This is a genomic window from Flavobacterium fryxellicola (assembly GCF_900143245.1).
GTDB classification, from domain to species: Bacteria; Bacteroidota; Bacteroidia; order Flavobacteriales; family Flavobacteriaceae; genus Flavobacterium; species Flavobacterium fryxellicola.
Genome location: NZ_FRDK01000001.1, coordinates 349,822 through 373,174 on the forward strand (window position 1 = coordinate 349,822; position 23,353 = coordinate 373,174).

Consider the following 23,353-nt stretch of genomic DNA (forward strand, 5'->3'; position numbering starts at 1 on the left):
AAAATTGTTAATCATCAATCTAAAATCCTATTTAAAGATTTGTATCCCCCCGTAATTGCCTGAATTTCTTCCTGGCTTCCACAAAATAAATACTGTCCTCGTGACCGAAAATTATCTTTTCGTATAGGGGTTTCGCCTTCTCCGGTACCGCTTGTTTGTTATAAATTTCTGCTGCAAAATACAAAGCTTCGTCTATGTAAATACCATCATTATGCTTTTCAATTATCGTCTGATATTGGCTTAAAGCCAAAGTAAAATCACCTTTATCTTCATATATTTTGCCTAATCGCAACAAGGTAACTGCCTCAATTTCTTTTCCTTTGTGATTTTTAAGTATGGTTAGAAATTGTGTTATAGCCTCCTCATTCCTATTTTGAAACAGCAGGTAATCTCCTTTAGCAAACTGTTTTAAAGCGGTTTGTGTCGAATCCGCAACGGTATTGTCATTGATTAGCAAAAAATACGCTAAGGCATCATTAGCAATCAATTGTGTATTAGCTGATTTTAATTCCTTGAACTGTTTCAAGGCCCACACAAAATCGGTTTTAAAATAACTCGTTTTGGCTGCTTTCAAACTGGCTTCATGCGCCATGACATCGTTCTTTACATCCATTTCAATCTGTGAATAATAAATCAAAGCTTGATTGAATTTCTCTTCGTACAGCAAAATATCTGCCAGTTCCATTTTGGCATTAGCCTTTTCATAATCATTCAGTTGCAGCTCTAATGCGCTCTTGACAATTGCCTTCCCTTCCTCGGGTTTTTTTAACTTAAAAGCCGTGAAATGTGCCTGAATCAGCTGCAAAGATAAGGTAAAAGGACTTATTTCAAATTGTTTCAACAAATCCTCTAATTCTTTGCTGATGGTTACATAGTCATTATGAGTTGCTTTTTCGATTTTCATTTCTATCAGATACGTATTGGCTTGGATAAGTAACTCTAAATCTTGAGTGTTTTCCAATACAAAACCAAGTATTTCCTTAGCCGCTACCTCATTTTCCTCTTCAATAGCCAGTTGCCCTAAATTCACAATATTAGCAAGTGATTCTGAGTTGCGTTTGTAAATGGCTTTCTCTTGAATAAAGGCTTTTTCGAACTCTTTTTGTTGTACATAAAACCAACTCAAATAATGGTTCCAGAAAATATCTTGATTTTTCTGGGTCCTTAAAATTAAAGCCTTACGCAGGAGTCCATTAAAATTAGCATCGCCTTCGTCCACCATAAAACGAACCAATTGGTTCTGGATTCTAATTGAATTTTGAGGATTTGCAAACGCTTCGTCTAGAAAAGTAGCAATCATCATTTCCATATTAGCCATTTGACCGTACAGCAATCCTATTTGATAGTTAAAATTAAAATTCTGGTCTGATCCTGAAGCTGTTTGATAGGATTTTAGTGCGTATTCGAGCAGCACTTTTCTCTCAAAAGCGTTGGCGATTCCGTACACTTCATTTGGATTTTTTTTAATTCGTTCTACTGCCTGCTCGTAGTATATTTTAGCTGTGGCATCGTTTTTTTGCAGCTGGAAATTATACCCTAATTCCACCAGAAGATTGCCTTGCTGGTATTTCTCCAGTCGCTGTTGAATGGCTTTTTCGGCACTTTCAAATTGCAGTAATTGTTGCGCGCAGTCAATCGTTCTAAGGAAATACTGAGAGTTTTGAGGAATCTCTTTGAGCAGTTCTTCATAGCTAATTTTTGCTTTTTCAAAATCACCTTTATCGTAATAATACTGCGCTAATTGCTCGTTTTGGGAGAAAGCAAATAATGAGAATGACAAAGTAATATAGAGAAAGAGCTTTTTCATTATCTGTTTTTTTAGTCGCAAATTACTACTTCATCACGCTTTTGTTTAACCACAAATTCGCCAATTTTTTGTTTTTTAAATAATAAAAAGTAGGAAATTTGCAGTTAATAAAAAACAGATTGTAATTTAATCTATAATGTCAAATCCACAATACGGACGTAAAACTTCAGGAATTACAATTCCTTGTGGAGTTTGATAGTTTTCCAAAATTCCGGCCAACACTCTTGGCAAAGCCAATGCACTTCCGTTAAGGGTGTGTGCCAATTGGTTTTTTCCGTCTTTGTCTTTGAAACGCAATTTCAAACGATTGGCTTGAAAAGTTTCAAAATTAGAAACCGAACTAATCTCTAACCAACGGTCCTGCGCTGTAGAAAACAGTTCAAAATCGTATGTTAATGCTGCTGTAAATCCCATATCACCACCACAAAGGCGTAAAATACGATAAGGCAATTTTAGCTCTTGCAAAATACTTTTCACGTGTTCTACCATTCCGTCTAAAGCTTCATACGATTTATCAGGATGTTCTACACGTACAATTTCGACTTTGTCAAATTGATGCAAACGGTTTAATCCGCGAACATGCGCTCCATAAGAACCTGCTTCACGACGGAAACAAGGTGTGTATGCCGTAGTCAAAACAGGTAGTTCACTTTCATTTAAGATCACATCACGAAACAAGTTGGTTACGGGAACCTCAGCCGTCGGAATCAAGTACAAATCATCGGTTTTGTCATGGTACATTTGCCCTTCTTTGTCTGGCAATTGTCCCGTTCCATAAGCCGAAGCTTCGTTTACCATGTGTGGCACCTGTACTTCGTTGTAGCCTGCTGCCGTATTTTTATCCAAAAAATAATTAATCAAGGCCCGTTGTAATTTGGCTCCTTTTCCTTTATAAACTGGAAATCCTGCTCCTGTAATTTTTACCCCCAATTCGAAATCGATGATGTCGTATTTTTTCACTAATTCCCAGTGTGGTTGTGCCCCTTCGTGCAAAAGTGGAATATCCCCTTCTTCAAAAACGTTTAGGTTTTCCTCCGGTGTTTTCCCTACTGGAACAATAGCGGCAGGAAGATTGGGTAACGAATATAATTTTTCTAAAAGTGCTGCTGCAAGTACATCAGCATTTTCAGCTAACTTTTTACTTTTCTCTTTTAATAAAACGGTTTTTTCTTTTAGAATAGCTGCTTTTGATTTCTCTCCGCTTTTCATTAATTCGCCAATATCTTTGGATAATTTATTAGATTCGGATAGAATTCCGTCTAGCTCCACTTGTGTTGCGCGCCGTTTTTCGTCCAGTTGTACCACTTCTTCGACAATACTTTTGGCATCCATATTTCTTTTTGCCAAAGCATTGATTACTTTTTCTTGATTCTCTCTAATAAATGCGATTTGTAACATAGCTTGATTTTTTTTGCGCTAACTTGTATAATAATGGAAGCAAATTTAAGGAAATGTTTGATAGAAATGGGACAAAGTTTACCCAAAAGTCGGAAGTCTTAAAGTCTTAAAGTAAAATGTACCTGTCATCAGCCGATTATTATCGCATCTGATTTACAATCAATAGAATAAAGTCAGAAACGAACTAAACACAATAAGAATGAGACTTTAAGACTTACAACCTTTGACTTTCTTCTACTCTCTTTTTATCTCGCGCACAACAAATTCCTCTAAAACTGCAAACATATCGTCAACAGAAAGAGCTTCGAAATCTGGATGTGATTTTAAGAAATCAGCATTCAAAGTAACGAGATTTTCTTCAATCTCATAAAAAGTGTCATTGTTGAGCAAATCACGCGTTGGATTTACGCCATCTAATTTTCCTTTCAGAAATTTATTCAACTTTACGCTGCTGATTAATTTAACTTTTTTGGATTGCTGTTGGAACAATTCTAAATGTTTTTCGGCACCAATTAATGCCAAAGCTTCTTCTAATAATTCATTTAGTTCTTTATCCCAGCCTGAATTATAGACAAACTGCGCAAAATTGCCTTCTGCGTATTGAGAAGTGTAGTAATCGAGATAGTAACTCATCAACGCATCTTCATGAATCAAATCATCATCAATTTTCTCCTCGCGCATCAAGTTAATTACCGAAATATTAGAGTTAATAACATCTTGTGGGTTTTCGCTATTCATCGCGGTTTCTGAAATAATTATTCTACCGAATTCCATGGGAGTTGTGTTTAAGGAGTTTACGGCAAATTTCGTTTTTTTTGCCACAGATTACACGCATTAAAACGGATTTTTTTTGTAGTTTTTTACCGGATTGTTTTTTAACCGCAGTTTACACAGATTAACATTAATTTTTTTTAGTCACAGACAATCGTTTACCAGTCGCATAGGACAATGAATAACCGAATAATTTATTCTCAAAAATAAGTTATCTTGGCATCATGAAAACGATAGAGTCAATACAAACTAAATTAGCTGAGTTTTTAATATTATGCAAAAATCATAATGTTAAAAATATTTACGCTTTTGGCTCTGCCGTGACAGAAAATTTCAATGATGAAAGTAGCGATATTGATTTACTAATCGAAATCGACACTGAAGACCCTATTGAACGTGGTGAAAACCTGATGAATCTTTAGGACAAACTGGAAGATTTTTTTCAAAGAAAAGTTGATTTATTGACTAATTCATCCATTAAAAATCCAATTCTCAAAAAAAAAATAGACACTACAAAAATTTTACTTTATGACGGAAAAGAGCAAAAAGTATCTTTCTGATGTCTTGATGGCGATAACCTTAATTCGCGAATTTACTATTGAAACTGCTGATTCCAGCACCTATGATAAAGACAGAAAAACTCAAAGTGCTGTTGAAAGACAGTTGGTAATTATTGGAGAAGCGCTGAATAAATTAAGATTGAGTAAAGATGAATTCATTATTAAAAATGGCAATTAAATTATCGGTTTTCGTAATCGTTTGGTTCATGCTTATGACAGTATTGATAATTCGATAGTTTGGGCTATTTTAAAACGTCACTTAGAAAATTTAAGAATTGAAATCGAAAATTTAGAAAATTAAAGCCTTTTTCAAGCCAAATTTCACAAATTAGCACAGATTGTTTTGAAATTTATCTGGCGTCTGATTCCTCAATATTCTTTTGCTGATTCATTTTTGCAACTAAAGCTTTCAAACGCAAGGCTTTTTCTTTTTTCTCGTCTTGAAGTTTAGCCTTTTTCCGATTGAGCAATTTAGTATGCAAAGCTTTGTTTTTAGTATTTTTTTCGGGTCCTTTTGCCATGGTTATTAATTTGATTTAGTATCGTTTACAAATCGATAACTGAAGTTTTTATTTTAAACATCTTGTAAACCTTCTTCTGAAAGCCTTACGCCTTTCTTATTTTCACTAAAATAGAACGTTAAGCCACCCAGAAAATATAAAATTACGTCTACCCAGTCTGCTGTGTATCTCGAGTTAAAACTTGGCAGATAATATTCGAAATAAAAGGAGTAATAACTCGATAAAAGAATAACGAAGCCTATTGGAAATTTAAAATATTTGTCTTTCTTCAAACGGCGGATTGTAAATTCCATAGCACCTAGCACTAGTGGAAGACAAAACAAATCATTTGCGTAATTATTGATTACAGATGGTAATGGCAAGCTAAGCTGCTGCAGGACGTAAATTGTCAAAGCGATTATAAACATCAAGACGTAAATTACTATTCTAAACATACAAAATGTCGGCTATCCAAGCGAAGATCACTGCTATAAGCGCACCAATACTCCAAAAGAAACTAAACGCTTGCGCTATTTTTTTGATTATCGCTTTCTTATTGTTAGACCCTTTTTCTAGGAAAGATCTATTCTGATTTTGTTTAAATATTTTCATTTCTCGCTTTATTTTAACCGGCTGCTGCGGCTGTAACCAAGGCAACAATACCTCCCACTAGGACTGCAAAGAAAAGCCAAATGGCGTAACCTGCTTTAAAAAAAAATCGAATTATAAGGTTCGAATGTTCTAAACCATTTGTTAAAAAAGCTTCCACTTTATTCGGTTTTATATTTTTTTGTTGCTCTATTTTTTCTTGGATTTTACTTTCACTTTCAAGTTTACGCTTCAAAACTACATCTAGAATAGCGCCGCAATTACTACAATACTCCTGATTCAAATTAACAGTATTGCATTCTGAACACTTTATATACGATTTATTCATTAGGCTTATATTTAATCTGTATTTCCAACTTAGCTATTAACATAGTTTGCCTTCGTACTGAAGTGCTTTTCAGAAAACTATGGAAAATGGAATTAGAGAAAGACGCTAAAGCAGTTGTACAATTTCGATTGTTTGAAATCAAAGTTATGAAAATTTAATTGTTTCGTACACTGGTTCCTATTTAAACTGAGAAATTAGAGGTTCCCAGAGCGAAGTTTTTTATTCTAAAATCAATACATTATACCATTTAACATTCACAATCTAATACTTTTTCCGAGCAATAAGAAATGTCATCAAAAGAAATGCAGAATCAAGATTGTTTAGCTTGTCTTGCTAAACAGTCTATTCCTCCATCTATAAAATAAAAAGAGTGTGGCTTCGTTTTTATAACTTATTAAAACTATTAATATCCCTAATTACCTCAGTTAACGCGTCCATTTTCTGGGTTCCCACTAGCAATTTTTTACCATTTTTTAATTCAATTGCAAGTCCTTTATTGCCTTTTGTATTATAAACGGTTCCGTATTTTGTAAACAATCGAATTCCCCAACCGCCAACAAAACCATAATTCAATACCTGCGCAGACTTTACATCCTTCCATTCCACTATTCTATTTGCTAAAGGAAAAAATTGAATTCGGATTTCTTTTGTATTAATTTCGGTTTTTAGTTTAAAGAGCCAAAAAAGCATTACGATTAAAAACATAACTATCGCAAAAATAGTCAATCCGACATCTGACATAGGTTTGTCTCCAAAAATTTCTCCTAGAAAAATTTGCTTGTAAATTCCATATACAGGAAATAGCGCTATGCCAATTAAAATTAGCCATAGCCACCATTGAGTAAATTTTTGTTCTTCTTTAAATTCGGTTTTCATAATCACTAGTTTCTTTAACTCACACCAAATGTAGCGTTTTCTTAAAAAATTTAACACTAAATAAGCATACTTTTTCGCTTTGCTAGTGCTTCGCTTGTTCGTTTAAAGTCTCGAGTACGAGGAACGAGGAATCACTTATCAAATTCACAAAATTTGACCTACTTCATGAGATTCCTCCTTCGTCGGAATAACAATTTAAACATATTCCACTAGCCCGGATAGCAGCGGCATCCTTTTCTTGCTTTCTTTAGGCAAGAAAAGATACAGCGAAGAGCGGGAAATAGCTACTAATCCTTCGGCCTCATTAAAAATGACAATAAATAATTCCTTATTTTTGCATTCAATAAAATTGAATCATGACACAGAATCCAAAAAGATATACCATTACAGCGGCATTGCCTTATACGAACGGACCCATTCACATTGGCCATTTGGCGGGGGTTTACGTGCCTTCTGACATTTATTCCCGTTACTTGCGTTTGCAAGGTAGAGATGTTTTATTTGTTTGCGGAAGCGATGAACACGGTGTGGCTATTTCGATGAAAGCCAAAAAAGAAGGTAGTACACCGCAAGAAGTCATTGATAAATATGACGGAATTATTCGCAAATCATTTAGTGACTTTGATATTTCGTTTGATAACTATTCCAGAACTTCGGCTAAAATTCACCATGATACGGCTTCGGAGTTTTTTAGGACTTTATATGAAAAAGGCGATTTTATCGAGCAAATAACCGAGCAATTATACGATGCAAAAGCCGATCAGTTTTTGGCAGATCGTTTTGTGGTGGGAACTTGTCCAAAATGTGGCAACGAAGAGGCCTACGGTGACCAATGCGAGAAATGTGGATCGACGCTAAACGCTACCGATTTAATTAATCCAAAATCTACTATTACGGGAGAAACGCCTATCATGAAATCAACGAAACACTGGTTTTTACCTTTGGATCGCTATGAAGATTTCTTGAAAGAATGGATTCTTGTGGGACATAAAAACGATTGGAAACCCAATGTTTACGGACAAGTAAAATCTTGGATTGATGGCGGGTTAGAACCTCGTGCAGTAACGCGTGACTTGGATTGGGGAATCGATGTTCCGGTTGAAGGTGCCGAAGGAAAAAAATTATATGTGTGGTTTGATGCGCCTATTGGCTATATTTCTTCTACTAAAGAATGGGCATTGCGCGAGGGGAAAGAGTGGGAACCGTACTGGAAAGATCAAGATACAAAACTGGTTCACTTTATAGGGAAAGACAATATCGTTTTTCACTGTATCATTTTCCCAGCAATGCTAAAAGCAGAAGGAAGCTATATTTTGCCAGATAATGTTCCTGCAAATGAGTTCTTGAACTTGGAAGGAAATAAATTATCGACGTCTAAAAACTGGGCGGTTTGGCTGCACGAATATTTAGAAGATTTCCCAAACCAGCAAGATGTTTTGCGTTATGCACTGACATCGAATGCGCCAGAAACGAAGGATAATGATTTTACTTGGAAGGATTTCCAGGCGAGAAATAATAACGAATTGGTAGCGATTTACGGGAATTTCATTAATCGTGTGGTGGTGTTGACCAATAAATATTACAACGGAGTTGTTCCAAGTCCTAACGAATTATCAGCAGTGGACGAAGCCACTTTAACAGAATTAAAAGCCTATCCAGCAGTGATTTCGAGTTCGCTAGAACGTTACAGATTCCGCGAAGCGTTGAGCGAATTGATGAATGTGGCGCGTTTAGGAAATAAATATTTGGCCGATGAAGAGCCTTGGAAAGTCATTAAAGATAATCCAGAGCGCGTGCAAACACAAATGTATGTAGCGTTACAAATTGCTGCTGCCTTGAGTTCCCTTTGTGAACCGTTCTTGCCTTTTACCGCTAAAAAATTATCTAGAATCTTAAAAATAGAGTTTCCATTATCATGGGCTACTATTGCAGAAACTTCAGATTTGTTAAGGTCTGGACACCAAATTGGAGAAGCAGAACTGCTTTTTGCCAAAATTGAAGATGAGGAAATCCAGAAACAAATAGACAAATTGGAAGCAACAAAAACAGCGAATAAAGCCGAAAACAAGGTGTCCGAACCACAAAAAGAAGCGATTCAATTTGATGATTTCGCCAAAATGGATTTGCGCGTTGGAACCATTCTAGAAGCAGAAAAAATGCCAAAAGCCAACAAGCTTTTGATTTTGAAAGTAGATACTGGAATTGATGTTCGCACGATTGTTTCTGGAATTGCAGAGAGCTTTAAACCAGAAGATATCATTGGAAAAAAAGTAACTGTTTTAGTGAACTTGGCACCAAGAAACCTGCGCGGCGTAGAAAGTCAAGGAATGATTTTGATGACTACAAATGCAGAAGGAAAATTAGTTTTTGTAAATCCAGATGCTGAAGCAGCGAATGGGGAGACTATAAATTAACCCGTTGGGTGTAATTAGTATTTAATGATCATTTTTCGTCAGTTCAAGTGATTTTCTCCCGAAGCCTTGGGAAGAAAATCGTATCGAGAACAAGAAAAATTAGTAGTAAAAACGATTCTCGATACATTTTTTGTTCCATTTCATTGCACAAAAAACACTCGAACTGACGTTTTTGAAAATTGCACCCAACAGATTATAAATTAAGAAAATATACAAACACCTATTTCACTAATTTTCACCAATTTATTCGTGTAAATTGGTGAGATTCGTATTTTTAATAGCTGGAAAATGACCAACGCCAAACCAAGATTAGCTTTAGCCTTTGGAATACTTTGTATTTCTATTTTTCCAATATTGGTAAAACTCAAGCTTACTCCTGGATTAATTTCTGCATTTTACAGAATGGCCATTGCGCTAATGTTGCTTTTACCTTATGTACTTATTACAAAAAAATTTAAACTTCCTCAGAAAAAATACTTGCTTTTGGCTGTGATTTGCGGCATATTATTTGCCTCCGATGTTGCGGTATGGAATGTTGCGATTCAGCATTCAAGTGCTACTCAAGCTTCTTTATTGACCAATTTATCTCCTCTTTGGGTGGGGATTATTTCGTATGTGTTTTTAAAAACTAAACCGGCAACTAATTTTTGGATTGGAACGATAGTGGCTTTGTTTGGAATGGCAATGTTAGTAGGTTTTCAGTTTTTTTTGGAATTGGATTTTGACACTGCTTTCCTTTTGGCGGTATTGTCAGGAGTATTGTATTCAATCTATTTATTAGTGAGTAAAAAAGCCCTTTCCCAAATAGATGTACTTTCCTTTATGACCGTTAGTTTATTGGCATCCACCCTATATTTAGCGATAGTTTGTATATTCATGAACGAACCTTTTTCTGGTTTTTCTGATCTGGGATGGTTCGTTTTACTCATTCAAGCAGTGGTTTGTCAATTGATGGCATGGCTCTCTATTAGTTTTGCGACACAACATATGCGACCTACAAGAGTTTCGCTAAGTTTGTTAGGACAAGCAGTTATCACCTCGCTATTGGCATGGGTATTTCTGGATGAAAAAATCAGCTTGAATATGATTATTGGTGGTCTTATTTTGCTGTTGGGTATCCGAATTACCTTTTACACTAAAAACCCTTTTGATAAAAAAATAGTAAAAAACACTAAGAACATTCCTCTTTGATTCTAAAAAAATAATATGAAAAATATAAAAGTAATCGCTTTTGATGCGGACGACACTCTATTTATAAATGAAACTTACTTTGCTGAAACCGAAGAAAAATTCTGCAGTTTAATGAGCGATTACCTGTCCAATCAAGGGATCTCTAAAGAACTTTTTAAGGTCGAAATTGATAATTTGCGATTATACGGTTACGGAATCAAAGGGTATATTCTTTCCATGATTGAAGCAGCAATGTCCATTTCTAATCATACGTTGCCAATTGAAATGATCGCAAAAATTATCCAATACGGCAAAGAATTATTAGAGAAACCAATTGTATTACTAGACGGTGTTGAAGAAACTCTAGATGCTTTACACGGAAAATATAAATTAGTGGTGGCTACCAAAGGTGATTTATTGGACCAACGAAGAAAACTACACAATTCTGGTTTGGGGCATTACTTTCATCACATTGAGGTGATGTCAGACAAACAAGAAGTAGATTACACCGATTTGATAAAACGTCTAGAGATAGAGCCGTCAGAATTTTTTATGATTGGAAATTCTTTAAAATCGGATGTTTTACCGGTTTTAGCCATTGGTGGACACGCAGTACATATTCCGTTTCACACGACTTGGGCACATGAAAAAATTGCTCATAAAGTCGTTCATGCTAATTTTAGTGCTTTAGAAAAAATCACAGACGTTTTAAAGCGATTGGAATAAGTATTTTCAATAGCAAAACAGAAGGAGATAAAATTTTATACGATTGTTTAGTATCCCTATTTGAAATAAAATCTTTCGTTCAACTGGTTTTTGAACATAAAAAGACAAAGAGTCTAAAATTGAAAAAAGCACTAAAATTATCAAAAATCTGACAATAATTTCTATAAAAACGCACTGAACAGTGTGTTTTTATAGAATTAAAACGAATCGTTATATAATTTACGCTTTAAAATTTATCATCAAACTTTGTGCTGTAGTTTTGTAAAAAATTAAAAAATTACCACATGAAAAGAATCATACTTAGCCTAGTTTTTGGTGCAGCTATTAACACAATGAGTGCACAAACTGAACCTGTAAAAAGTAGTGAAATGGATTATAACAAATGGTCTATTGAATTTGCGGGCGGTGTCAACAAACCACAGCAACCAATGACTCCTGGATATTTTACGTCTACACCAAGTGCTTTTGTAGCAGATCTTGGCGTTAGATACATGTTCAACAACAAATTTGGTTTGAAAGCGGATATAGGATACAATAGCTTCCAAGCAAAAAAAGAATCTATTGATTTCGAAACAAATTATTACAGAGCTAATTTACAAGCCGTTACTAATTTAGGAAGAATTTTGAATTTTGAGAGTTGGACCAAATCAATTGGTTTGTTATCACATACTGGTTTTGGGTATGCACAGTTAAGAAATAAAGACAATGAAATCCAAGACAAGATGGGTAACTTTATTACTGGTGTAACTGGACAAATTAAACTAAGCAACAGACTGGCATTAACCGGAGATTTTACTACGATTGTTAATTTCAGCCAAGGAACTGCTTTTGACGGAGCGAGCCTTACGCCTGAAGCACGTGGTTTTCAAGGAATTCTTTTTAACGGTACGGTAGGTTTAACCGTTTATTTAGGTAAAAACGAAAAACATGCGGACTGGGTGATTGACAACGAAAAAGAAATCGAAGAGTTAAGACAAAAAATTACTGCCATCGAAACTTCGATGTTAGACACTGATAAAGATGGCGTAGCTGATTATTTAGATCAAGAAGCAAATACACCTGAAGGAGCGCTGGTTGATACCAAAGGAAGATCAATTGATAAAAACAACAATAATGTTCCAGACGAAACTGAAGCTTACATCTTAAAGAATTATGCTAGCAAAACTGGGAACAGTACAGTAGTTTATGATAACGAACTAATTAAAAGTTTAATTAATGGAGGTTATGTTGCTGTTTATTTTGACTTTAACAAAACTACTCCAACTAATGTTTCTACAGAAGGAACTGATTTTATCTTAACCTACTTGAGAAACAATCCTTCCGCTTCCGTGGACATTATTGGTCATGCTGACGAATTAGGAAGATCTGCATACAATGACAAATTATCTAATGCAAGAGCTAAAAATGTTAAAAACACGTTAGTAAAAGCTAATATCGATGCATCAAGATTGAATTTAATTGCTGCTGGTGAAGATACTTCAGTAAACAAAGATTCTGAAAGTGCTAGAAAACTGGTTAGAAGAGTTACTTTCACAGTAAAATAATTTACTTTTTAGTACAACAAAAAGCCCTAAAGGAATTTTCTTTTAGGGCTTTTTTTGTACTTAATTTATAGTTTAGTAAAATCCTAATTTACATTTGTAGGCCTAAAAAGTTCCTGAAATGAATTTCGGGTTTAAGAAGATTAGAAGTACTTTTGAAAAAATTAAAATCCTATCCTCTTGAGAACACTTTTAGACCTAGAAAATTGGAACAGAAAAGAACATTTTCAATTCTTTAAACAATTCGAAGAACCTTTTTTTGGTGCCACCGTCGAAATTGATTGCACCAAAGCTTATGCTTCTGCGAAAATCTTAAAGACCTCCTTTTTCAGTTATTATCTATACCAAACTTTAAGAGCAGTAAACACAATTGAATCTTTTCGGTATCGAATTGCAGATGATCAAATATACGTTTGTGATCAAATCAATGCTTCGGCTACTATTGGCCGCGAAGATGGCAGTTTTGGATTTTCTTTAATGGAATACAATTCTGATTTTTCAGTTTTCGCAGCAAGCAGCACCAAAGAAATAGAACGAATCCAGACCACGACTGGACTCTTTACCCGAAACTTTGACGATGATAATGTCATTCACTTTTCGGCGATTCCTTGGCTGGATTTCACCTCGTTATCGCATGCCAGAAGTTATACATTTCCGGATAGCTGTCCTAAAATTTCTTTTGGAAAAATGAAAATTGCTGATAACGGAAAAAGAACCATAGCAATGTCTGTTCATGTGCATCACGGCTTGATGGATGGTTTCCATGTCGGTCAATTTGTGGATTGTTTCCAAGAGTTGATGAATCAATAAAAAATAGGTTGGAATACGCTACCAAATTAACTTTTAAAAGCGCGTACACACCCGCGTTTTTTTCACCTGCGTCGAAGATGTAACTTTAATAAAAAGATTTTCTTTATGTTTCCAATAGCATTTCATCCTATATATCAGCATCCGTTACCAGAGGGACATCGTTTTCCCATGTTGAAATATGAATTACTACCGCAACAATTAGTGTTCGAAGGGACCGCTTCACCATCCGATTTTTATGAACCTGAAGAATGTGATTTAGATTCTGTTTTAGCCATTCACAAACCAGACTATGTAAATGATTTGTTGCATCTGACCTTACATGCAAAGGCAGCAAGAAAAATTGGATTTCCATTGTCTAAAGAACTAGTGCAACGCGAACTAATAATTGCACAAGGAACCATCACTGGTGCTCAAAAATCATTTGACACAAAAGTGTCTTTTAATATAGCAGGCGGAACGCATCATGCGTACGCTACTCATGGAGAAGCTTTTTGTTTGTTAAATGACCAAGCTATTGCTGCTCAGTTTTTGTTAAACCACAAACTAGCCAAAAAGATCCTAATCATCGATTTAGATGTACATCAAGGAAATGGAACGGCTGCCATTTTTCAGAACAATCCGCATGTATTTACTTTTTCTACGCATGGCAAAACAAATTATCCTTTCAAAAAAGAAACCTCTGATTTAGATATTGCTTTCGACGATGGTGCAACGGATGAGGAATTCCTCCATACCATTGCAAGTGTAATTCCGAAATTGATAGCAACTCAAAAGCCCGATTTTATTTTTTATTTAGCGGGAGTTGATATTTTAGCTACTGATAAATTAGGGAAGCTAGGCTGCTCCGTGGAAGGCTGTAAAAAAAGAGATGAACTGGTTTTTGAACTTTGCTCAAAACACCAAATTCCTGTGCAGGTTTCTATGGGTGGTGGCTACTCTCCTGATATAAAAACGATTATTGAAGCCCACGCCAATACCTTTAGAGCTGCAAAAGATATTTTCTAAAATATTTGAACGATCAGAAGATGTAGTCTCAAATTCAAATATTTCCTTGCTTAGGTGCAAAAAAAATGCACGAACTTCCTTCGGAGAAATCCGTGCAATTAAAAGATGGATTCTATTTTCCTAAAAGCAACACTTCATTAGCAACGATTTCAGTTACATAGCGTTTTTCGCCGTTTTTATCGTCATAACTTCTGTGGGTTAGTTTTCCTTCGATACCAATTTCCTTTCCTTTAGATACATATTTTTCAATAATATCCGCTGTTTTCCCCCAAGCAGTAACCCGATGCCATTCGGTTTGTTCTACTTTATCGCCGTTCTCTTTGTAATAGACATCATTTGTGGCGATGCTTACGGTGGCTAATTTTTTTCCTCCTTCTAATGTTTTTACTTCAGGATCTTGACCTACTCTTCCGATTAATTGTACTTTGTTTTTCATGGCGTGTAAATTTATATATTAGTGTTTATAGTTTGTTTGTTAAAACGTTCTTTCGAATCAACAGGGCAAAGATGCAACAGGTTCAAATCTTTATTCGGTTGCTAACTATTTACTTTCGGTTGTAACTATTTGTAACCGTTTGTAAATGGATTAATTTAGTTATATTTGTTAAAAATCATATTATTATGCAAGCCAAAATAAACAAGGTAGAATTACGAAATCTGAAAATTGATGACTACAAAGAGCTAAAAAAATCTATGGTAGAATCATATCCAGAAATGGTTGGTTCCTACTGGAGAGAACACCATATAGAAAAATTATTAAGCATTTTCCCTGAAGGGCAGTTAGTAATTTTAGTAGATGGAAAAGTAGTAGGTTCTGCATTATCCCTAATTGTTGATGAAAGTTTAGTCGACAAAAATCATAACTATTCAGATATAACTGGAAAATATACTTTTTCGACACACAATTCAAAAGCAGATGTGTTATATGGTATAGACGTTTTTATACACCCTAATTACAGAGGACTGCGTCTGGGAAGACGATTGTATGACGCCCGAAAAGAATTATGTGAACAACTCAATCTTAAAGCCATTGTCTTTGCTGGAAGGATTCCTAATTACGGTCAACATGCGGATACACTCACTCCCAAAAATTATATTGAAAAGGTAAAAAGAAAAGAATTACATGATCCCGTTCTTTCGTTTCAGTTGAGTAATGATTTCCACGTGATCAGAGTGATGAAAAATTATCTAGAAGGCGATACCGATTCTAAGGAATTTGCAGTTTTACTAGAATGGAATAACATTTATTACGATGAAAGTCCCAAATTGATAAACCTAGAAAAAAGTGTTATTCGATTGGGGTTGGTTCAATGGCAAATGCGTCAACTGAATAATCTGGAAGCTTTATTCGAACAATGCGAATTTTTTGTTGACGTCGTTTCTGGTTATGGAAGTGATTTTGCATTATTTCCAGAACTTTTTGCCGCGCCTTTAATGGCCGATTACAACCATTTATCTGAAGCAGAAGCAATACGAGAACTGGCCAAACATTCAGAACCAATCCGCAAACGCTTTCAAGAATTAGCCATTTCGTATAATATCAACATCATCACGGGAAGCATGCCATATTTAGAAAACGGCACGCTATACAATGTAGGCTTTCTATGCAAAAGAGACGGAACATCAGAGATGTATGCTAAAATTCACGTGACTCCAAATGAAGTTCAACATTGGGGAATGACGGGCGGATCACAAATCAGGACTTTTGACACCGATTGTGGAAAAATAGGCATTATGATTTGTTATGATGTGGAATTTCCTGAACTATCCAGATTAATGGCTGATGAGGGCATGAATATTTTATTCGTTCCCTTCTTGACAGACACCCAAAACGCCTATACCAGAGTCAAGCATTGTGCCCAAGCCAGAGCTATAGAGAACGAATGTTATGTAGCCATAGCTGGCTGTGTCGGAAATCTTCCTAAGGTGAACAATATGGATATCCAGTATGCGCAATCCGCTGTGTTTACCCCTTCGGATTTTGCATTTCCAAGTAACGGAATCAAGGCAGAAGCCACTCCAAATACCGAGATGACGCTGATCGTAGATGTAGATTTAGATTTACTAAAAGAACTTCACGAGCATGGAAGCGTTCGAATTCTAAAAGACCGCAGAACAGATTTGTACGATATCAAAAAAATAAATCCATGAAAACCTGCTTAGAATGCGGAGAGAAAATTGTAGGCCGCGAGGACAAAAAGTTTTGCACCGACGGTTGTCGCAATGCCTACAATAATAAAATAAATAAAGACAGCACTAATTTTATGCGCAACATCAATAATAAGTTGCGCAAGAATTACCGCATTCTATCTGAACTAAATACCGAAGGAAAATCAAAAACTACAAAATCAAAACTTTTTAGCAAAGGGTTTGATTTTCAGTTTTTTACAAATATCCTACAAACTAAAACAGGGAACACTTACTATTTTCTCTACGATCAAGGGTACATGGTTTTGGATAATGATTTCTATATGCTAGTCAAAAAAGATATTTAATGTTGTAATTCCAAAATCTACCCCACTAAAAATGAAAAAAGATTTTTCCTCCATTTTCGTCCTTCTGTTCCTCTCCATAATTCTAGGACTGCTTTTCTTTACGATGCTGCCACAATGGACTTCTGATACCGAAGGTTCTCTTACTGATTTTTCGACTAAAAGAGCCACGAACCTAGTAGCAGCCATTTCAAATAAACCACATTATGTAGGTTCACAAAATCACGAAGTGGTCGCCAACTATCTCATTAGAGAGCTCAAGAAGTTAGGATTACAAACTTCCATTCAGGAAGGATATACGTTAAGTGATTGGGGAAACCTCGTGAAGTCAAAAAATATTTTGGCTCGCATAAAAGGCTCCAATAATTCCAAGGCCTTATTATTGCTTTCCCATTATGACAGTGCTCCGCACTCCTACTCTCCAGGAGCAAGTGATGCTGGCTCAGGTGTTGCGACAATTTTAGAAAGTGTTCGCACCTTTCTATACAACAAGACTGCACATAAAAACGATATCATTATTCTATTTTCGGATGCTGAAGAATTAGGATTAAATGGTGCTGCTCTCTTTGTGACGCAACATCAATGGGCAAAGGAAATAGGTTTAGTTCTAAATTTTGAAGCCCGTGGCTCTTCTGGACCGAGTTACATGCTGATGGAAACCAACAAAGGGAATGCAGGATTAGTTAAAGAATTCGCTGCTGCAAAGACGACTTTTCCAGTTTCAAACTCGCTGATGTACAGCATTTACAAAATGTTACCTAACGATACTGACTTGACCGTTTTTAGGGAGCAAGGTAACATTCAAGGCTATAATTTCGCATTTATAGATGACCATTTTAATTATCATACCGCACAAGACAACCTCGATCATTTAAACAAAAATACCTTAGCGCATCAAGGTTCTTACTTGATGCCATTGTTACTTTATTTTTCGAATACCGATTTAAACGCCACACAAGCCAGCGAAGATTATGTTTATTTTACCCTTCCATTCACGTTTATAAATTATCCCTTCAGTTGGGTTTTACCAATGGTTCTGTTGGCCTTAGTCTTATTTATTTTTCTATTATTTTTAGGAAGAGCCAAACGCATTCTATCGTTGCGAGAAATTGGAAAAGGATTTATTCCACTTTTTGGCTCACTAATTGTAAGTGGACTAATCACTTTTTTTGGATGGAAAGGCCTACGGATTGCCTATCCACAATACAACGATTTACTCAACGGATTTACCTATAACGGGCACGCTTATATTGCCGCTTTTGTGTTGCTTGCTTTAGCGATAAGCATGGCTTTTTATCATTTATTTTCACAACGGCGGGTAACCATCAATCACTTTGTAGCTCCTTTACTTCTGTGGATTATCATCAACGGAATTGTCGCCTTTATAATACCAGGTGCGGGATTTTTGATTATTCCCATTTTCTTTGGCCTTTCTATTTTTGGTCTTTTTATTGTGACTCAAAAATCGAATAAAATAGTAAATCTGTTTTTAAGCATTCCTGCGCTACTCATCATCGCGCCATTTATCCAAATGTTCCCCATTGGTCTGGGCCTTAAAGTATTGTTTGGAAGTGCTATTCTTACCGTTTTGACTTTTGGACTATTGCTTCCCGTTTTTGGGGCTTTCGCCAAAAAGGGAATCTGGGCTTTGGTATTTTTGGTGCTCTCCATTGGCTTTTTTGTGAAAGCACATTCTGAATCCAGCTATGAATTTGGTAAAGCGAAATCAAACAGTTTAGTATACCTTTATAATGCAGACACGGACAAGGCCAGTTGGGCCACTTATGACACCAATCTGGACTCCTGGACCAAAAACTACTTAGGCGAAAACCCTAAAGAAGCAGCCGCTTTAAATGAAATTCCGTTATTCAGTAAATACAATTCTGGGTTTACCTATGCAGCAGTAGCGCCTAAAAAAGAGCTTCAAAAACCGACTATCGAATTCCTAGAAGACCGATTGATAGGCAATCAAAGGCATTTGAAAATACGAATTTCTCCAAATCGAAATGTCAATCGGTATGATATTTTTGCGAATGAAAAAATGACCATTCATAATTTCAAAGCAAATGGCGTAAGTACTTTAGGACAGAAAAATTCACTGTATGAACGTAAAGGAAAAAAATTATTGAGTTATTATGTGGTTGGAAATACACCTTTGGAAATGCAATTTAGCTGTAATGCTTCAACGGTTATAGATATGGAACTACTGGAAAGTTCTTTTGATTTAATGTCAAATCCTTTATTCGAAATAATTAAAAGAGAAAACTGGATGATGCCTACACCTTTTGTATTAAACGATGCCGTGGTCATTAGACAAAAATTAAAGCCCAGTACGGTAATAGTGGACAATAGTTTAAGTCCTTCGCTTATAAATCCTACTTCAAAAATTGTAAAAGACAGCTCAACAATCCAATAATTAAAGGTAATAATGACAAAAATTAGTATTTTAGGTTGCGGTTGGTTGGGTTTACCTTTGGCGAAAGCCTTACTACAAAACAACTTTTTAGTAAGTGGATCAACGACCTCCGAGGATAAATTAAAAGTTTTAGATCAGCAGGGGATCAAGCCTTTTTTAATTGCACTTTCAGAGAATAAAACTACTGGAAACGTGACTGATTTTCTGGAAAATTCCGAAATTTTAATTATCGATATCCCGCCAAAACTTCGTGGTTCAGAGAACGAGAATTTTGTTTCCAAGATTAGGAATATAATTCCGTTTATAGAAAAATCAGTTGTTACAAAAGTACTTTTTATAAGTTCTACTTCTGTTTATAATGATACTGCTACACTAGTTACGGAGGATACAATACCGCAACCAGATACTGAAAGCGGTAAGCAATTACTGGAAACAGAAGAGCTTTTGCAAACAAACATCAATTTTAAAACAACTATAGTGCGTTTTGGCGGCTTGATTGGCAAAGACCGTCATCCTGTAAAATTTTTAGCTGGACGTGCAAATTTAGCTAATCCAGAAGCTCCAATCAATTTGATTCATCAAGAAGATTGCATTGGTATCATTCAAAAAATTATAATTACAAATGCTTGGAATGAAACTTTTAATGCGGTGGCGCCCTTTCATCCCTCTCGTGAAAAGTATTATACACAAAAAGCTGTTGATTTGAATTTGCCCCTACCAAAGTTTACTTCTTTCACTACTTCTGTTGGAAAAATAATTTTGGGTGATCGCGTAGAAACGGTTTTAAAGTATACTTTTGCGAAACCAAATTTGTAAAGTGAAAACTAAAATTAAGAATGTTGTTTCGTCGAAAGTTAGCGCTATTGGACTGCCTGTATTGGCTTTGTGCTGGGTTAGTTTTTTTTGGGGCACCACCTGGATTGCTTCCAAAGAAGGAGTAAAGCACATGCCTGCCTTGCAACTTGTAGCCATTAGACAGTTTCTAGGCGGTTTCCTTTACATTTCCTATTTTCTATTTAAAAAAGCGCCTTGGCCAAAAGGAAAGCAATGGAAAACGATCATCATTTTAAGCATCCTTAATTTTGTATTAAGTAACGGATTAAGTACTTGGGGAGTTAAATACATAAGCAGCGGTCTTGGCGCCATCATAGCAGCGATTGTTCCTTTGTGGATTGTTATTATAACGTTCTTTAGAGGAGAGCGTTTGTCCAAATTATCCGTTGTAGGTTTAATTATCAGCTTTGGCGGTGTTTGTGTCATTTTTTACGACCATTTAAGTGACTTTTTAATTCCAAGTTTCAGATTTGGAATTATAATTTCGTTAATCTCTACTTTAACTTGGGCATTTGGAACTTTATACACCAAGAAAAAAGCAGCCACTTTTAATCCCTATTTTAGTTTGGGTTTACAAATGTTCTTGTCTAGTATTTTGATTTTTGCGTATACTGGCGCCACCGGAATATCTGTACCTTTAAGCGAAATTCCAGCGATTTCGTGGTGGTCGATTGCGTACTTAGTACTCTTTGGTTCTATTCTTACCTTCATCGCTTTTATTTATGTTCTTCAAAATCTTCCTGCAGCCGTCAGCACTGTTTATTCTTATATTAATCCAATTGTTGCCGTTTTGTTAGGCGCTTTAATTTTTGGAGAAACCCTAAATGTGGCTATTGCAATAGGAGGAAGCGTTACTTTGTTTGGATTGTATATGGTTAATGTTTCGTTGAGAAAACAACGAAAAACAAGTACTGAAAAGCTCTAAAAAAAAATCCCATTTGTCGCAACAAATGGGATTCTTCAAAAGTATTAAATTGTATTACCAGATTCTAACTCTTTTTTCTGGAGCTATGTACATACCGTCATTCGCTTTGATATCGAACGCTTTATAGAACGTATCAATGTTTTGTAAAGGTACATAAGCACGGTACATTCCTGGAGAATGGGGATCCGTTTTTACTTGGTTTTTCAACGCTTCATCACGCATTTTTGAACGCCAGATGGTGGACCAAGAAATAAAGAAACGTTGTTCTGGAGTATAGCCATCAATTAATCCTGGATTACCGTTTTCTTTCAAATACAATTGTAAACCATCATAAGCTGCATTTACACCACCTAAATCTCCAATGTTCTCTCCTAAAGTAAATTTACCATCTACAAAGGTTCCAGGTATTGGTTCTAAAGCGCTGTATTGAGCTGCTAGAGCTCCTGTTAAAGCTGAGAACTGTTTCAAATCATCAGCTGTCCACCAGTCTACTAAGTTGCCTTCTGCATTGTATCGTGATCCTGAATCATCAAAACCATGTGATATTTCATGCCCAATTACACCACCAATTCCGCCATAATTTACGGCTTCATCTGCTTGGTAATTGTAAAAAGGCGGCTGTAAAATCGCTGCTGGAAATACAATTTCATTGTTGGATGGATTGTAATACGCGTTCACCGTTTGTGGTGACATTCCCCATTTTTCTTTATCAACTGGCTTGTTTAATTCGGCTATGTTTTCGTCAAAACGCCATTGAGCCATGTTTTTAGAATTTTCAAAATACGTTCCGCCCTCCTCTGGACTTTTAATAGTCAAGGCTGAATAATCTTTCCATTTGTCAGGATAACCAATTTTAATTCTTGATTTATGCAATTTAGCTAGCGCGCTTACTTTTGTTTCTGCAGACATCCAAGACAAATTATTAATTCTATTTTCGAAAGCTAAGAAGATGTTTTTGATCATTTTCTCCGCTTTGGCTTTGGCTTCAGCCGGAAATTTTTTCTCCACATACAACTTACCTAAAGCTTCTCCAACCGTACCGTTGATCGTTTGCAAGGCTCTTTCATCGCGCGGTCTTTGACTTACTGCACCGGTTAACGTTCTTCCGTAAAACTCCCAATTTGCATTTTCAATCTCAGTTGACAATTGACTAGAAGCTCTGTTTAGTAAACTCCAGCGCATGTACGCCTTCCAGTCTTCTACTTTATTTTCTTTAAAAATAGTTTCTAAGGCCATCATGTATTTGGGTTGGGACACGATTACGGTATCAACTTTAGCCAAACCAATTTTGGTAAAATAAGCATTCCAATTAATGGAAGGCGTTAATTTACTCAAATCACTCAATGTCATAGGATTGTAAGACTTACGACGGTCTCTGCGCTCTACTCTGTCTAACCTTGGTTTGGACATCTCTGTTTCAAGAGCTAGAATTTTCTCCGCGTTTATTTTAGCAACGGCTGGTTTATCACCAAGATATTGCAGCATTTTAGCGACGTGCAAAACATACTTTGCCCGTTTCTCTTTAGAATCGGCATCATCAGAAACATAATAATCTCTGTCTGGTAAACCTACGCCTCCAGGACCTAAATTAATCACGTTTCTACTGCTGTTCTTTGCATCTGTTCCCACTCCAGCACCCATAAATCCAATACCCCCGATAGGCTCCATTTCAATCAGTAAAGCCTCTAAATCCTTAGTATTTTTAACGGCCTCAATTTTCTTTAAATACGGTTTTAAAGGGGCAATACCCATCTTGTTTCTTCCTACGGTATCCAATATAGATTTGTATAAATTTACCGCTTTACCTTGATCTGTATTCGATTTGTAACTTGGATTTGTCGCAGCTTCTTTTAAAATTGCTAGAGCATCCGCATCGGTTCTTTGACGTAATTCATCAAAACTACCCCAACGGGTTCTATCTGCTGGAATTGCCGTATTATCCAACCAAGTTCCATTCACATAACGGAAGAAATCATTACTTGGTTCTACCTTTTTATCCATGTAATTTACATTGATACCCGGTTCCTTAGCTGCAGGAGTGGTTTGCGCTTGACTCACTGCAAAACCCATGATTGCGGGAATCACAAAAAGCAGGCGCTTATTACTGTTTTTCTTCATTTTTTTTAGTTTTTTAGTTAACCTTACAAAGCTATCAATAAATTATTTAAGTT

General features: G+C 35.9%; 22 protein-coding genes and 1 pseudogene. 13 read left to right on the forward strand and 10 right to left on the reverse strand.

All coding sequences use genetic code 11. The features are described from left to right. Window positions 1–31: 31 nt before the first annotated feature. The 3 genes from BUA03_RS01490 to BUA03_RS01500 form a co-directional block, all read right to left on the reverse strand. A complete protein-coding gene (locus tag BUA03_RS01490; RefSeq protein ID WP_066079251.1) occupies window positions 32–1,807 on the reverse strand; it encodes a tetratricopeptide repeat protein in 1,776 nt (591 codons plus the stop codon). 126 nt (window positions 1,808–1,933) lie between these two features. After that, the gene (gene serS / locus BUA03_RS01495; protein WP_066079248.1) at window positions 1,934–3,205 is read right to left on the reverse strand and encodes a serine--tRNA ligase; all 1,272 of its coding nucleotides are present in this window, start codon (window positions 3,203–3,205) and stop codon (window positions 1,934–1,936) included. 234 nt (window positions 3,206–3,439) lie between these two features. Next, entirely contained in the window at window positions 3,440–3,979 is a 540-nt protein-coding gene (locus tag BUA03_RS01500) for a DMP19 family protein (protein WP_066079594.1), read from the reverse strand. A gap of 221 nt (window positions 3,980–4,200) precedes the next feature. On the opposite strand from BUA03_RS01500, the gene BUA03_RS16825 reads away from it, so the two are divergent. Further along, window positions 4,201–4,398 carry a nucleotidyltransferase family protein gene (locus BUA03_RS16825; protein ID WP_245792545.1) on the forward strand — a complete coding sequence of 66 codons (198 nt, stop codon included), beginning with the start codon at window positions 4,201–4,203 and terminating at the stop codon, window positions 4,396–4,398. A 145-nt stretch (window positions 4,399–4,543) separates the two neighbouring features. After that, window positions 4,544–4,837: pseudogene (locus BUA03_RS01510) on the forward strand (HepT-like ribonuclease domain-containing protein). A gap of 49 nt (window positions 4,838–4,886) precedes the next feature. Here the strand turns inward: BUA03_RS01510 and BUA03_RS16585 are convergent. The 5 genes from BUA03_RS16585 to BUA03_RS01525 all read right to left on the reverse strand — a co-directional run bounded on the left by BUA03_RS16585 (window position 4,887) and on the right by BUA03_RS01525 (window position 6,849). Next, a complete protein-coding gene (locus BUA03_RS16585; RefSeq protein ID WP_169807438.1) occupies window positions 4,887–5,057 on the reverse strand; it encodes a hypothetical protein in 171 nt (56 codons plus the stop codon). A 53-nt stretch (window positions 5,058–5,110) separates the two neighbouring features. Next, a complete protein-coding gene (locus tag BUA03_RS01515) occupies window positions 5,111–5,491 on the reverse strand; it encodes a hypothetical protein (RefSeq protein WP_066079245.1) in 381 nt (126 codons plus the stop codon). Continuing rightward, window positions 5,484–5,648, reverse strand: coding sequence for a hypothetical protein (locus BUA03_RS16590; protein ID WP_157492196.1), 165 nt, complete (start codon window positions 5,646–5,648; stop codon window positions 5,484–5,486). The genes BUA03_RS01515 and BUA03_RS16590 overlap by 8 nt, the downstream gene beginning before the upstream one ends. Window positions 5,649–5,661: 13 nt before the next feature. Beyond that, window positions 5,662–5,973, reverse strand: coding sequence for a hypothetical protein (locus BUA03_RS01520; RefSeq protein ID WP_066079242.1), 312 nt, complete (start codon window positions 5,971–5,973; stop codon window positions 5,662–5,664). A 384-nt stretch (window positions 5,974–6,357) separates the two neighbouring features. Beyond that, a complete protein-coding gene (locus tag BUA03_RS01525; RefSeq protein WP_066079239.1) occupies window positions 6,358–6,849 on the reverse strand; it encodes a hypothetical protein in 492 nt (163 codons plus the stop codon). A 356-nt stretch (window positions 6,850–7,205) separates the two neighbouring features. Here BUA03_RS01525 and metG point away from each other — a divergent pair, with 356 nt between their 5' ends. The 6 genes from metG (at window position 7,206) to BUA03_RS01555 (ending at window position 14,515) form a co-directional block, all read left to right on the forward strand. After that, window positions 7,206–9,263, forward strand: coding sequence for a methionine--tRNA ligase (metG, locus tag BUA03_RS01530; protein WP_066079236.1), 2,058 nt, complete (start codon window positions 7,206–7,208; stop codon window positions 9,261–9,263). Between the two features lie 288 nt (window positions 9,264–9,551). Next, complete coding sequence (locus BUA03_RS01535; RefSeq protein WP_066079233.1) at window positions 9,552–10,454, forward strand: DMT family transporter; 903 nt, start codon at window positions 9,552–9,554, stop codon at window positions 10,452–10,454. Between the two features lie 15 nt (window positions 10,455–10,469). After that, window positions 10,470–11,159 (forward strand): HAD family hydrolase, encoded by a 690-nt coding sequence (locus BUA03_RS01540; protein WP_066079231.1) that lies wholly within the window; start codon window positions 10,470–10,472, stop codon window positions 11,157–11,159. A 284-nt stretch (window positions 11,160–11,443) separates the two neighbouring features. After that, window positions 11,444–12,703, forward strand: a complete 1,260-nt coding sequence (locus tag BUA03_RS01545; protein ID WP_066079227.1) for an OmpA family protein — start codon at window positions 11,444–11,446, stop codon at window positions 12,701–12,703. Between the two features lie 177 nt (window positions 12,704–12,880). Further along, window positions 12,881–13,510: a chloramphenicol acetyltransferase gene (locus BUA03_RS01550; protein ID WP_066079224.1), complete on the forward strand. Its 630-nt coding sequence runs from the start codon at window positions 12,881–12,883 to the stop codon at window positions 13,508–13,510. Window positions 13,511–13,615: 105 nt separating this feature from the next. Continuing rightward, the gene (locus tag BUA03_RS01555) at window positions 13,616–14,515 is read left to right on the forward strand and encodes a histone deacetylase family protein (RefSeq protein WP_066079222.1); all 900 of its coding nucleotides are present in this window, start codon (window positions 13,616–13,618) and stop codon (window positions 14,513–14,515) included. Window positions 14,516–14,627: 112 nt separating this feature from the next. Here BUA03_RS01555 and BUA03_RS01560 read toward each other — a convergent pair whose 3' ends face one another. Continuing rightward, entirely contained in the window at window positions 14,628–14,951 is a 324-nt protein-coding gene (locus BUA03_RS01560) for a single-stranded DNA-binding protein (protein ID WP_066079219.1), read from the reverse strand. Window positions 14,952–15,136: 185 nt separating this feature from the next. Here BUA03_RS01560 and BUA03_RS01565 point away from each other — a divergent pair, with 185 nt between their 5' ends. From BUA03_RS01565 to BUA03_RS01585, 5 genes are all read left to right on the forward strand, one after another. Next, on the forward strand, window positions 15,137–16,666 hold the full coding sequence (locus BUA03_RS01565; protein WP_066079217.1) for a bifunctional GNAT family N-acetyltransferase/carbon-nitrogen hydrolase family protein: 1,530 nt from the start codon (window positions 15,137–15,139) through the stop codon (window positions 16,664–16,666). Next, window positions 16,663–17,010 carry a hypothetical protein gene (locus tag BUA03_RS01570; RefSeq protein WP_066079213.1) on the forward strand — a complete coding sequence of 116 codons (348 nt, stop codon included), beginning with the start codon at window positions 16,663–16,665 and terminating at the stop codon, window positions 17,008–17,010. Before BUA03_RS01565 ends, BUA03_RS01570 begins: the two co-directional genes overlap by 4 nt. A 103-nt stretch (window positions 17,011–17,113) precedes the next feature. After that, entirely contained in the window at window positions 17,114–19,423 is a 2,310-nt protein-coding gene (locus BUA03_RS01575) for a M28 family peptidase (protein ID WP_066079211.1), read from the forward strand. 12 nt (window positions 19,424–19,435) lie between these two features. Further along, a complete protein-coding gene (locus BUA03_RS01580) occupies window positions 19,436–20,239 on the forward strand; it encodes a Rossmann-fold NAD(P)-binding domain-containing protein (RefSeq protein ID WP_066079208.1) in 804 nt (267 codons plus the stop codon). A 1-nt stretch (window position 20,240) separates the two neighbouring features. Continuing rightward, a complete protein-coding gene (locus BUA03_RS01585; protein WP_245792546.1) occupies window positions 20,241–21,182 on the forward strand; it encodes a DMT family transporter in 942 nt (313 codons plus the stop codon). A 54-nt stretch (window positions 21,183–21,236) separates the two neighbouring features. Here BUA03_RS01585 and BUA03_RS01590 read toward each other — a convergent pair whose 3' ends face one another. Then, window positions 21,237–23,300: a M13 family metallopeptidase gene (locus tag BUA03_RS01590; RefSeq protein ID WP_066079205.1), complete on the reverse strand. Its 2,064-nt coding sequence runs from the start codon at window positions 23,298–23,300 to the stop codon at window positions 21,237–21,239. Window positions 23,301–23,353: the final 53 nt, after the last annotated feature.